The organism is Variovorax nitratireducens, assembly GCF_051216545.1.
Classification (GTDB): domain Bacteria; phylum Pseudomonadota; class Gammaproteobacteria; order Burkholderiales; family Burkholderiaceae_C; genus Variovorax.
The window spans coordinates 1-12,266 of the sequence record NZ_JBPJZO010000011.1 but is presented as its reverse complement, the minus strand read 5'-3'; the positions used below and the strand labels follow the sequence as shown (position 1 = coordinate 12,266).

Below are 12,266 nucleotides of genomic sequence, written 5' to 3'. Positions count from 1 at the left end.
GGTTTATAAGAGAGAAGCGCCTGTAGTGCCCGTCCTATGGGCGACAGGCGCTATCAAATCAATAGCGCAATCAAAACGCCTCGAGCGCCAGCGCGGTGACGCTCTCCGCGCCGCCGACAATGCTGTCGCGGATTCCCGGCGCCTTGTTCAGGATGTGCTCGGCATAGAAGCGCGCGGTCGCGACCTTGGCCTGCATGAAGGCGACATCGACGTTCCGCGATGCCTGGTCTTCGGCAATGACCAGCGAGCGCGCGAGTTGCCAGCCGGCCACGAGGTTGCCGGCCAGCATCAGGTAGGGCACGCTGCCCGCAAACACCGCGTTGGGCGATGCCTTGGTCCGCCCCGCAACGAAGTCCACCACCTCGACGAAGGCCTCGCGCGCGGCCTTCAGGCGCTGGTGCACCGCGGCCGATGCGGCGCTGCCGCGCTTGGCCAGTTCGGCTTCGGTGGCCTCGATCTGCGCGGCGATGGCCTTCGCGGTCTGGCCGCCGTCGCGCGCGGTCTTGCGGCCGACCAGATCGTTCGCCTGGATCGCGGTCGTGCCTTCGTAGATCGTGAGGATCCTGGCGTCGCGCATGTACTGCGCCGCGCCGGTCTCTTCAATGAAGCCCATGCCGCCGTGCACCTGCACGCCGAGCGAAGTCACTTCCTGGCTCATCTCGGTGCTGTAGCCCTTGACCAGCGGCACCATGAATTCGTAGAAGGCCGCGTTTTGCTTGCGCGCATCGGCGTCCGGATGGTGGTGCGCCGCGTCGTAGGCGGCCGCGGCCACCGACGCCATCGCGCGGCAGCCTTCGGTGTAGGCGCGCATCGTCATGAGCATGCGCTTCACGTCGGGGTGGTGAATGATCGGCGCGCTGGCGTTGATCGAGCCGTCGACCGGGCGGCTCTGCACGCGGTCTTTCGCATAGGCGACGGCGTGCTGGTAGGCGCGCTCCGCCACCGCAATGCCCTGCATGCCGACCGCGTAGCGGGCCGAGTTCATCATGATGAACATGTACTCGAGGCCACGGTTCTCCTGACCCACGAGCAAACCCACGGCGCCGGGACCGGCGCTGTCTGCAATGCTCGCCGTTATGCCGTCGCCGAACTGCAGCACCGCGGTGGGCGAGGCCTTGATGCCCATCTTGTGCTCGATGCTGACGCAGTGCACGTCGTTGCGCGCGCCGGGCGCGCCGTCCGCACCGACCACGAACTTCGGCACCACGAACAGGCTGATGCCCTTCACGCCTTCGGGCGCGCCGGTCACGCGCGCGAGCACGAGGTGCACGATGTTCTCGGCCATGTCGTGCTCACCGTAGGTGATGAAGATCTTGGTGCCGAACACCTTGTAGGTGCCATCGGGCTGCGGCTCGGCACGGCTGCGCACCATCGCCAGGTCGCTGCCGGCCTGTGGCTCGGTCAGGTTCATCGTGCCGGTCCACTGCCCGCTGATGAGTTTTTCGAGGTAGGTGGCCTTGAGATCGTCGGAGCCGGCCGTGAGCAGCGCTTCGGTTGCCCCATCGCTCAGCAACGGGCACAGGGCGAAACTCATGTTGGCCGAATTGAGCATCTCGGTGCAGGCTGCGCCGATGGTCTTGGGCAGCCCCTGGCCGCCGAACTCGAGCGGGTGCTGCAGACCCTGCCAGCCGCCGGCCGCGTACTGCGCAAACGCTTCCTTGAAGCCCGGCGTGGTCGTGACCGCGCCATCCTTGAACGACGAGGGGTTGCGATCGCCTGCCACGTTGAGCGGCGCGATCACGTCCTGGTTGAAACGGGCGCACTCTTCGAGCACGGCTTGCGCGGTCTCGAGGCCCGCGTCTTCGAGGCCCGGCATCTGCGCCACCTGCGCGATGTTCGCGAGGTGTTCGATGTCGAACAGCATGTCCTTGATGGGGGCGGTGTAGCTCATGTCTTGTCTCCTGGCGCTGCAGGGGCAGCGGATGCGAAAAGGGCATCGCGAACGATGCCCTCCCGCGTTCGGCAAAGGCGGGTCAGAGCGCCTTGACCAGTTCCGGCACCGCCGTAAACAGATCGGCCACGAGGCCGTAGTCGGCGACCGAGAAGATCGGCGCTTCTTCGTCCTTGTTGATCGCGACGATCACCTTGGAATCCTTCATGCCGGCCAGATGCTGGATCGCGCCCGAGATGCCGGCGGCGATGTAGAGTTGCGGCGCGACGATCTTGCCGGTCTGGCCCACTTGCCAGTCGTTCGGCGCGTAGCCGGCGTCGACAGCGGCCCGCGAAGCGCCGAGGCCTGCGTTGAGCTTGTCGGCCAGCGGGGCCATCACTTCCTGGAACTTCTCGGCGCTACCCAGCGCCCGGCCGCCCGACACGATGATCTTGGCGGCAGTGAGCTCGGGGCGCTCGCTCTTCGTGACCTCGCGGCCCACGAAGCTGCTCTTGCCCGAATCGGCCACGCCTTCGGCGGTTTCGACCGCGGCCGAGCCGCCGGTGGCGGCCGCGGCGTCGAAGCCGGTGGTGCGCACGGTGATCACCTTGATCGCATCGCTGCTCTGCACGATGGCGATCGCGTTGCCCGCATAGATCGGGCGTTCGAAGGTGTCGGGGCTGTCGACCTTGGTGACGTCGCTGATCTGCGCCACGTCAAGCTTGGCGGCCACGCGCGGCGCGACGTTCTTGCCGTTGGCGGTCGAGGGGAACAGGATGTGGCTGTAGTTCGAGGCGATCGCCAGGACTTGCGCGGCGACGTTCTCGGCCAGGTTCTCGGCCAGGCTCGGGCTGTCGGCCACGATGACCTTGGCGACACCGGCGATCTGGGCGGCGGACTTGCCGGCTTCGGCGGCGTTGGCGCCGGCCACCAGCACGTGCACGTCGCCGCTCTGGCAGGCGATGGCCGCGGTCACGGTATTGAGGGTCGCCGGCTTGACGGTGGCGTGGTCGTGTTCGGCAATAACAAGTACGGTCATGTCGTTGTTCCTCAGATCACTTTGGCTTCGTTCTTGAGCTTGTCCACCAGGGTGGCGACGTCGGGCACCTTGATGCCGGCGCCGCGCTTCGGGGGTTCCGAGACCTTGAGGGTCTTCAGGCGCGGCTTGACGTCGACGCCCAGGTCTTCCGGCTTGAAGACGTCGAGCGTCTTCTTCTTCGCCTTCATGATGTTGGGCAGCGTCACGTAGCGCGGCTCGTTCAGGCGCAGGTCGGTCGTGATGACGGCCGGCAGGCTCAGCGAAACGGTCTCGAGGCCGCCGTCGACTTCGCGGGTGACCTGCACCTTGTCGCCGGACACTTCGACCTTGGAAGCGAAGGTACCTTGCGGCAGGTCGGCCAGCGCCGCCAGCATCTGGCCGGTCTGGTTGGCGTCATCGTCGATGGCCTGCTTGCCGAGGATGATGAGCTGGGGCTGCTCCTTGTCGATCAGCGCCTTGAGCAGCTTGGCGACGGCCAGCGGCTGCAGTTCTTCGGTGGTCTCGACCAGGATGCCGCGGTCGGCGCCGATGGCCATCGCGGTGCGCAGGGTTTCCTGGCATTTCGCATCGCCGCAGGAGACGGCGATCACTTCGGTAACCACGCCCTTCTCCCGGAGGCGAACCGCTTCTTCGACAGCGATCTCGTCGAAGGGGTTCATGCTCATCTTGACGTTGGCGATATCCACGCCCGATCCATCCGACTTCACGCGAACCTTGACGTTGTAATCGACGACCCGTTTGACAGGTACCAGAACCTTCATTGGTATGACTCCATTAGATTGGGAAACCGGGGGGATGCAGGGCAACCGATCATTCTAGGGCGCCGGTCTTCTGCAAGACAGAAAATAGAACGATCGTGCTTTTTCGTGATTATAGGCGAGTGTCGGCCGGTGGCCAAACGTTGGCCGGCAAAGACTCGACGCGCACCACGCGCTGGGGATACGGAATGTCGATGCCCGCACTGCGCAGGCCCTCGAGGATCGCGATGTTGATCGCCGAGCGCAGGTTGTCCTTGCCCTTGTCGGGGTCGGCCACCCAGAAATGCAGGCTGAACTCGAGCCCGTCGGGCGCGAAGTTCATGAGGTAGGTCGCGGGCGCCGGATCGGCCATCACGCGCGGCTGCGCGACCGCGGCCGCCGTCAGGATGGCCTGCACCTGGGCCACGTCGCTGTCGTAGCCAACCACGATGCCGGTCGTTATGTTGAACTTGCGATCGGCCAGCGAGAGGTTTTCGACCCGGCTCGTGATCAGCGACTCGTTCGGCACGATCGACTCGCGCCCGTTGCCGGCGCGCACCAGCGTGTAGCGGGTCTTGATGTCGGTGACGCGGCCCTCGAATCCGTCGACCTTGACGTTGTCGCCGATTCGGATCGAGCGCTCCAGCAGGATCACGAATCCGCTCACGTAGTTGGCCGCGAGCTTCTGCAGGCCGAAGCCCAGGCCCACGCCGAGCGCGCCGCCGAGCACCGACAGCGCGGTCAGGTCGACCCCCACCGCCGACAACGCAAACAGCAATCCGATCAGCAGCAGAAAGGCGCGGATCGCATTCGACGCGACCTTGCGCATCGACAGATCGGTGACCGCTTCGCGCAGGATGCGCTTCTCGATGGTCGACGCGATCCAGAGCGCGATCACCAGCACCACGCCGGCCGAGAAGATGCCCTCGAAAATGGTGCGCAGGCTCACGCGCGATTTGCCGAACGCCAGCGTGATCTGGTCGAGCTCGGCCAGCACCGGCGGCAGCAACCCGACGATCCAGAGCACGGCGGCGATCCAGGCCAGCCAGGAAATGGTGCGCTCGATCAGCTTGGCCAGCGCCGATTGCGGAAACACCCGCTGCAACACCCGTGCGAACAGCCGGATCGCTGCCAGCGACAAGAACACCGGCACCGCAATGCGCAGCACCAGCACCGGCTGAAAGCCGAGCACCGCGCGCCGCGCCAGGTCGGTCAGCAGCAGCGCGAGCAGCGGAAACAGCAGCCCGTCGATGGTGCGTTGGCCGAACCAGATCGAATCCCGGGGCTGGTCGCGCCCGAACCATCTGCAGAGGGCCCAGGCCAGCCCCACGCAAGCAATCAGCGCCGCCAGCTCGACCGAGAGCGTGCGAAATTCGACCTGGCCCAGGCGCTGGCTGAAGTCGCTGATGAACATCTACAGATCGGCCAGCGCGCGCACGTGCGCTTCGACGCTGCGGGCCAGCGCATCGAGGTTGTAGCCGCCTTCGAGCAACGAGACGATGCGGCCATCCGAATAGGCGCGCGCCACATCGCGGATGCGGCCGGTGATCCAGGCGTAATCGTTTTCGTTGAGGCCCATCTGGCCCATGTCGTCGTCGCGGTGCGCGTCGAAACCGGCACTGACGAAGATCATCTGAGGCTGGAATTCCTCGAGCCTGGGGATCCACATCATCTCGACCAGTTCGCGCACGTCCATGCCCTTGGTGTAGGCCGGCACCGGCAGGTTGAGCATGTTGGACGCAGGATGCTCGGTGCCGCTGAACGGGTAGAACGGATGCTGGAAAAAACCGACCATCAGCACGCGCGGGTCGTTCGAGAGGATGTTCTCGGTGCCATTGCCGTGGTGCACGTCGAAGTCGACGACGGCAACGCGCTCCAGGCCATGAACCTCGATCGCATGGCACACCGCGATCGCAATGTTGTTCAGAAAGCAGAACCCCATCGCATTGTCGCGGCAGGCATGGTGGCCGGGCGGGCGCACGGCGCAGAACGCGTTCTCGACTTCGCCGCGGATCACGGCGTCGGTGGCTGCGATGGCGGCGCCGGCGGCGCGGCGCGCAGCCAGCAGCGTGAATCTGGTGAGCGTGGTGTCGGGGTCGATCTGGGCGTGATCGGGGCCGCCGGCCGGTGCATCGGCCACCAGCCGCTGGCTCAGTTCTTCAAGGTGCTCTAGGTGTTCGACGCTGTGCGCCAGCGTGATCTGCTGCAGCGTGGCGAGCGGCACATCAATGCGCTCGAGCGCATCGCTTACGCCCGTCATCAGCAACCTGTCCTCGATCGCGTCGAGCCGCTCCGGGCATTCCGGGTGGCCTGCACCCATGTGATGCTTCCAGAAATCGCGGTGTGTCAGATACCCGGTTTTGGCCATGTCTCTTGTCGCGCGCCGACCTTATACGGCCAAGGGCCGTGGGCCTTACGGTATTGTTTGCATATGGATACAAAAATGGACGTCGCAGCGAAGCTCGCCAGTTTGCTTGGTCAGCTTAACACGGTGATCGTGGGCAAAGAGGCACAGGTCCGCGACTGCGTGGCCTGTCTTCTGGCCGGCGGCCACCTGCTGATCGAGGATGTGCCGGGGGTCGGCAAGACCACCCTCGCGCATGCGCTCTCGCACACTTTCGGGCTTCAGTTCTCCCGGGTGCAGTTCACCGCCGACCTGATGCCGGGCGACCTCTCGGGCGTGGCCATCTACGACCGTGCCCAGCAGGCCTTCGTGTTCCACCCCGGGCCGATCTTTGCGCAGGTGCTGCTGGCCGACGAGATCAACCGCGCCAGCCCGAAGACCCAGAGCGCGCTGCTCGAAGCGATGGAAGAAAAGCAAGTCACGGTGGAAGGCGAAACACGGCCGCTGCCCACGCCGTTCTTCGTGATCGCCACACAGAACCCGCACGACCAGCTCGGCACCTTCGCCCTGCCCGAATCGCAGCTCGACCGCTTCCTGATGCGCATTTCACTCGGCTACCCGGATCGCGCGGCCGAACGCGAACTGCTGGCCGGCGCCGACCGGCGCGAGATGCTGGCCACCCTGCCCGCCTTGCTGACCGCCGGCGAACTGACCGCGTTGCAGCAGCGCGTGCAGCAGGTGCACGCGGCCGACCCGCTGCTCAACTATGTGCAGGATCTGATGGCTGCCACCCGCAATGGCCGCTGGTTCCTGCAGGGCTTGTCGCCGCGCGCCGGCATCGCGGTGCTGCGCGCCGCCAAGGCGCAGGCGCTGCTGGCCAATCGCGACTATGTGGCGCCCGACGATGTGCAGGCGGTGCTGCCGCAAACCGTGGCGCACCGCATGACGCCGGTGGGCGATGCAGGCCGCGGCGCCGTCGAGCAGGTGCGCGCCATGATCGCAGCCGTGCCGTTGCCCTAGCAATGGCTCACCCCCAGTCTTCGCGCACTGCGTGTCGCTTCGCCAACCCCCTTGCAGGGGGCAACACCAGCGGCCCGGCAAAGCCGGTTCCGCGGTGTTCCGCGGCGCACCCAAGCTCATGATCGCGGCCTTACGCAAACGCGTCGACGGCTGGTTCCTGTCGCGCCGGCCGCCGTCCGACACCATCGAGCTGACGCAGCGCAACGTCTACATCGTGCCGACGCGCGCCGGCTGGATGCTTGGCGCTACGCTGCTGGTGCTGCTGATCGCCTCCATCAACTACCAGCTCAACCTGGGCTACCTGCTGACCTTCCTGCTGGCCGGCAGCGTCGCCGTCGGCATGCACGTGTGCCATGGCACGCTGCGCGGACTCGCCATGCATCTGATAGCGCCCGATGCGCAGTACGCGGGCACTGCAGCCGTCTTTCGCGTGGTGCTGCACAACGCGCGGCGCGGCGTGCGCTACGGCATCGGCCTCAGCGTGCGCGGCAGCGGGCAATGGGCCTGGGCCGACGTGCCGGCCGAGGGCCGTGAAACGGTCGAAGTCGCCTTCAAACCCTCGACCCGCGGCCTGCATGCCGTGCCGACGCTGACCGCCGAGACGCGTTTTCCGCTCGGCACCTTCCGCGTGTGGACAGTCTGGCGGCCCGCGGCCAGGGTGCTGGTGTACCCGTCGCCGGAACCGCATCCGCCGCCGCTGCCACCGGGCGAGCCGCTGGCCGGACAAGCCTCTTCCGCCATGGCCGCGTCGCAGATCGCGGGCGAGTATGACGGCGTGCGGGCTTACCGTCGCGGGGATCCGCTCAAGCTGGTGGTCTGGAAGAAAGCGGCGCGGGCACAGGCGGCCGGCTCGAGCGAACTGGTGAGCCGCGACACGCAGCAGGCCCAGCGCCACGAACTCTGGCTCGATGCGCAGGCAGCGGCCTTGCCGGAACTCGAAGCCCGGCTGTCGCGCCTGTGCGCCTGGGTGCTGATGGCGGATCGGCTCGGCGTGGACTACGGCTTGCGTGTCGGTGCCCTGCAAGTGAAACCGGCGCAAGGCGAGGCGCATCGCAGGCGCTGCCTGGAGGTGCTGGCGACATGCTGAAGCAACTCGCCTCGCTCCCGAGAGACGCCAGGGACACGCTGTTCCTGCTGGTGGTGATCGCACTCATCGTGCTGCCGCAGGTCGGCAACCTGCCCCTCTGGTGCAGCGCCCTCACCGCCATCGTGCTGGTCTGGCGCGGCAGCCTCGCGGTGGAGGCCAAGCCGCTGCCAAGCCGATGGTGGCGCGTCGCCCTGCTGGCCGTGACGCTGGCCGCCACCTTCGCGACGCACCGCACCCTGCTCGGCCGCGATCCCGGCGTGACCATGGTGGTTGTGCTCCTCGCGCTCAAGACGCTGGAGCTGCGCGCGCGGCGCGACGCGTTCGTGATCTTCTTCCTGGGCTTCTTCGCGATGCTCACCAACTTTTTCTATTCACAGTCGCTGCTGACCGCGCTGGCGATGCTGCTGGCGCTGCTGGGCCTGCTGACCGCACTGGTCAACGCCCACATGCCGGTGGGCCGCCCGCCGCTGCTGCAGGCCGCACGCACGGCCGGCTGGATGGCGCTGCTGGGCGCGCCGATCATGCTGGTGCTGTTCATGTTGTTCCCGCGGCTCGCGCCGCTGTGGGGCACGCCGGGCGACGCGATGGCCGGGCGCAGCGGACTGTCGGGCACGATGAAGGTCGGCAGCATCGCCCAGCTGGCGCTCGACGAGAGCATTGCGGCCCGCATCCGGTTCGAGGGCCCGCCGCCGCCGCAGCGCGAACTGTATTTCCGGGGGCCGGTGCTGGCCCGCTTCGATGGCCGCGAGTGGAGTGCGCTGGAGCCTTGGGCACGCGGATCGGTGCCAGCCAACCTGCGCGTCGAAGGCGCCCCGCTGCGCTACCAGGTCACGCTGGAAGCCAGCAACAAGCCCTGGCTGCTCACCCTCGATGCCGCGAAGGACGCGCCAAAGGTGCCGGGCTATGAAACCTTCAGCGCGCCGGATCTGCAATGGTTCGTGAACCGCCCCATCAACGACCTGCTGCGCTACAGCGCCGAGAGCTATACGCAGTTCCGCAGCGGCCCGGTGCGCCGAACGCCCGGCCTGCAGACCTACATGAACCTGCCGCCGGGTTCCAACCCCCGCACCGTCGCACTTGCCGCGCAGATGCGCCGCGAGCTGCCCGGCGCCGACGCGCCGGCCTTCGTGCAGGCCGCGCTGCGGCGCCTGCGCACCGGGGGCTACACCTACACGCTCGACCCCGGCATCTACGGCAACGACACGGCCGACGAGTTCTGGTTCGACCGCAAGGAAGGGTTCTGCGAGCACATCGCCTCGTCATTCGTGGTGCTGATGCGCGCGCTCGACATTCCCGCGCGCATCGTCACCGGCTACCAGGGCGGCGAGATCAATGCGGTCGACGGTTTCTGGGTGCTGCGCCAAAGCGACGCGCACGCCTGGGCCGAGATCTGGCAGGAAGGCACGGGCTGGGTGCGCGTCGACCCGACCGGTGCCGTGTCGCCGGGCCGCGTCGGCGCGTTCAACCGGCTGGCGCCGCAACCCGGCTTGTTCGCGGGCGCGATCGGCACCATGAGCCCGACGCTCGCGCAGAACATGCGTGCGGTGTGGGAGGCCGTGAACAACGGCTGGAACCAGTGGGTGCTCAGCTATACCCAAAGCCGCCAGCTCGACCTGCTGAAAAACCTCGGCTTCGACGCGCCAAGCCTGCAGGATCTGGCGACCGTGCTGATCTGGCTGCTGGTGGTCGTGAGCATTGGCGGCGCCGGCTGGACGCTGTGGGAGCGCAGCCAGCACGACCCCTGGCTGCGCCTGCTGGGCCAGGCCCGCAAGCGCCTGCGCCAGGCCGGGCTCGACCTGCCCGACGCTGCGCCGCCGCGCCGGATGGCACAGCACGTCAACGAGCGCTTCGGTGCGGCCGGCCAGCCGGTGCACGACTGGCTGCTGCGGCTGGAAGCGCAGCGCTACGCCAAGGCGCCGGGCGCCGGCTTGTCGCGGCTGCGCACCGAATTCCGCCGACTGGCCTGGCCGCATTGAAACCAACCGTGACGGCGTCCGAAGCCTGCCGGCGGGCCGGCACAATCCTCCCCCATGCGACGTCTTCTCTCCCACGCCCTCCCTGCCGCCGTCGCCTTGATGGCTTTCTGCGCCTCTCCCACAGGGGCTGCACCCCAGAAAGCTTCTGAAAAACGGGTGACTGCGGTGCGTGGCGGCGCGCCATATGCGACGCGCGAGGACGCGATGCGCTTCGCCGATGACGTGGCGTCGCGCCGCAACCTCGACCGCGACTGGGTGCGCGCCACCATCGGGGGCGCTCACCTGCTGTCGAATGTGCCGCGCCTCATGCTGCCGGGGCCGAAGGGATCGCCGAAAAACTGGAACGCCTACCGCAGCCGCTTCATTGACCCGGTACGCATCGCGGCCGGAGTGCGCTTCTGGCGCGCCAACGCCGACACGCTGGCCCGCGCCGAAGCCGAGTTCGGCGTGCCGGCCGAAATCGTCGTGGGCATCATCGGCGTGGAGACCATCTACGGCCGCAACATGGGCAGCTTCCGCGTGATCGACGCGCTGGCCACGCTCTCGTTCGACTTCCCGCAGGAACACCCGCGCGCGGCCGAGCGGCGCGCCTTCTTTCGCGGCGAACTCGAGAGTTTTCTGAGCACCGAGAGCCGCACCGCCGAAGACCCGATGGTGCCGCTCGGCAGTTATGCCGGCGCGATGGGCATGCCGCAGTTCATGCCGAGCAGCATCGCCAAGTACGCGATCGATTTCGACGGCGACGGCAAGATCGACCTGGTGAACAGCCCGGCCGACGTGATCGGCTCGGTGGCCAACTACTTCAAGGGTTTCGGCTGGCAGCCGGGCATGCCCTCGATCTTTCCGGTGCGCTTCGACACTGCGCGGCTCAACATGCCGGTGCTGATGGCGCCCGACATCCTGCCGAGCTTCAGCGCCGACAGCTTTGTCGCCGCCGGGGCCGTGCTCGAGGGCGAGGCGCTCAAATACCCCGGCCTGCTGGCGCTGATCGAGCTGCAGAACGGCCCCGACGCGCCGATCTACGTGGCCGGCACGCGCAACTTCTACGTCATCACGCGCTACAACTGGAGCAGCTACTACGCCATGTCGGTGCTGGATCTCGGCCACGAGGTCAAGGCCGCCATGGCGCAATAGCCGTATCGTCGGCGATGACGCCCTCTGACTTCGAGGCTTGCTGGGGCGGCGCATGGGCGGCTCTGGAACTGCATCCGCCACCGGGGCTGCTGGACGAGTTGCTCGCGCGCTATGCCGAACCGCAGCGCCGCTATCACACGCTGCAGCACTTGGGCGAATGCCTTGCCGGTTTCGAGCGCGAGCAAGCGCATGCGGTGCGCCCAGGCGAGGTCACCCTCGCGCTCTGGTTCCACGACGCGATCTACGACGTGCAGGGCCACGACAACGAGGCCCGCAGCGCCGACTGGGCGCGCGTTGCATTGCAGCGGGCAGGTGCATCCGACGCCGTCGCGGAGCGGGTGCATGCGCTGGTGATGGCGACCTGCCACGACGCCCGGCCGGTAGACGCCGATGCGCGGCTGCTGGTCGACATCGACCTGTCGATCCTCGGTGCGCCGCCCCCGCGTTTTGCCGAGTACGAACGCCAGATCCGCGCCGAATACGCGCATGTGCCGCCCGCGACTTTCGAGCCGCGCCGACGCGAGATCCTGGGCCGCTTCCTGGCGCGCGATCCGCTCTACCTGACCCCGGGTCTGCGCGCGGCGTGCGAAGCCCAAGCCCGCGTCAACCTGCGCGCGGCGATCGGCTGAGTCATACGGGATCGCACTCGAAGACGAAGAGCCCTGGCTTTTGCCGGTAGAAGCATTGCGCGCCCGTGGTTCGTGCTTCGTGCTTCGTGCTTCGTGCTTCGTGCTTCGTGTTCGGTGTTCCATGTTCGGTGCTTGATGTTTTGGGGGTCGGCCGCCGGCGGCGGGTGGCCCCTTCCGCGAATGTCCCCCGGCCTGCGGCCTCCTCCTTTATTTCGCTGCATGGGCCACCCACCACCATCGGCCAGGGCACGCTCTGAATGTTCAGCGCGAACATTCACGCCGCTTCCAGGATCAGGGCGGTGGGGCACGCTGCGCAGCGAAATAAAGACACCGTTGTGCCTGTCAAGCGGTGCCCGTCAAGCGCAAGCCGTCTTGCGGTAGTTCGCATCGAAGGGCTTGCCCGACCTCAGGACGCCGTAGGCGATGGCCA

Annotated in this window: 10 protein-coding genes; 5 read left to right on the top strand and 5 right to left on the bottom strand. The window is 67.2% G+C overall.

Features of this window, described 5'->3' with window-relative positions:
* Positions 1 to 70: 70 nt before the first annotated feature.
* The 5 genes from ACSFA8_RS21550 to ACSFA8_RS21530 form a co-directional block, all read right to left on the bottom strand.
* Positions 71 to 1,891, bottom strand: coding sequence for an acyl-CoA dehydrogenase (locus ACSFA8_RS21550; RefSeq protein WP_435481521.1), 1,821 nt, complete (start codon positions 1,889 to 1,891; stop codon positions 71 to 73).
* Positions 1,892 to 1,973: 82 nt separating this feature from the next.
* Positions 1,974 to 2,909 carry an electron transfer flavoprotein subunit alpha/FixB family protein gene (locus ACSFA8_RS21545; RefSeq protein ID WP_435481520.1) on the bottom strand — a complete coding sequence of 312 codons (936 nt, stop codon included), beginning with the start codon at positions 2,907 to 2,909 and terminating at the stop codon, positions 1,974 to 1,976.
* Positions 2,910 to 2,920: 11 nt separating this feature from the next.
* Complete coding sequence (locus tag ACSFA8_RS21540; RefSeq protein ID WP_286545200.1) at positions 2,921 to 3,670, bottom strand: electron transfer flavoprotein subunit beta/FixA family protein; 750 nt, start codon at positions 3,668 to 3,670, stop codon at positions 2,921 to 2,923.
* Positions 3,671 to 3,779: 109 nt separating this feature from the next.
* On the bottom strand, positions 3,780 to 5,060 hold the full coding sequence (locus tag ACSFA8_RS21535) for a mechanosensitive ion channel family protein (protein ID WP_435481519.1): 1,281 nt from the start codon (positions 5,058 to 5,060) through the stop codon (positions 3,780 to 3,782).
* Entirely contained in the window at positions 5,061 to 6,014 is a 954-nt protein-coding gene (locus ACSFA8_RS21530; RefSeq protein ID WP_435481518.1) for a histone deacetylase family protein, read from the bottom strand.
* A 75-nt stretch (positions 6,015 to 6,089) separates the two neighbouring features.
* On the opposite strand from ACSFA8_RS21530, the gene ACSFA8_RS21525 reads away from it, so the two are divergent.
* The 5 genes from ACSFA8_RS21525 (at position 6,090) to ACSFA8_RS21505 (ending at position 11,836) form a co-directional block, all read left to right on the top strand.
* The gene (locus ACSFA8_RS21525; protein ID WP_435481517.1) at positions 6,090 to 7,010 is read left to right on the top strand and encodes an AAA family ATPase; all 921 of its coding nucleotides are present in this window, start codon (positions 6,090 to 6,092) and stop codon (positions 7,008 to 7,010) included.
* Between the two features lie 118 nt (positions 7,011 to 7,128).
* Positions 7,129 to 8,097 (top strand): DUF58 domain-containing protein, encoded by a 969-nt coding sequence (locus ACSFA8_RS21520; RefSeq protein WP_435481516.1) that lies wholly within the window; start codon positions 7,129 to 7,131, stop codon positions 8,095 to 8,097.
* Positions 8,091 to 10,073: a transglutaminase TgpA family protein gene (locus ACSFA8_RS21515; protein ID WP_435481515.1), complete on the top strand. Its 1,983-nt coding sequence runs from the start codon at positions 8,091 to 8,093 to the stop codon at positions 10,071 to 10,073. Before ACSFA8_RS21520 ends, ACSFA8_RS21515 begins: the two co-directional genes overlap by 7 nt.
* Positions 10,074 to 10,127: 54 nt before the next feature.
* Positions 10,128 to 11,207: a lytic murein transglycosylase B gene (gene mltB, locus ACSFA8_RS21510; RefSeq protein WP_435481514.1), complete on the top strand. Its 1,080-nt coding sequence runs from the start codon at positions 10,128 to 10,130 to the stop codon at positions 11,205 to 11,207.
* Positions 11,208 to 11,221: 14 nt separating this feature from the next.
* Positions 11,222 to 11,836 carry an HD domain-containing protein gene (locus tag ACSFA8_RS21505; protein WP_435481513.1) on the top strand — a complete coding sequence of 205 codons (615 nt, stop codon included), beginning with the start codon at positions 11,222 to 11,224 and terminating at the stop codon, positions 11,834 to 11,836.
* Positions 11,837 to 12,266: the final 430 nt, after the last annotated feature.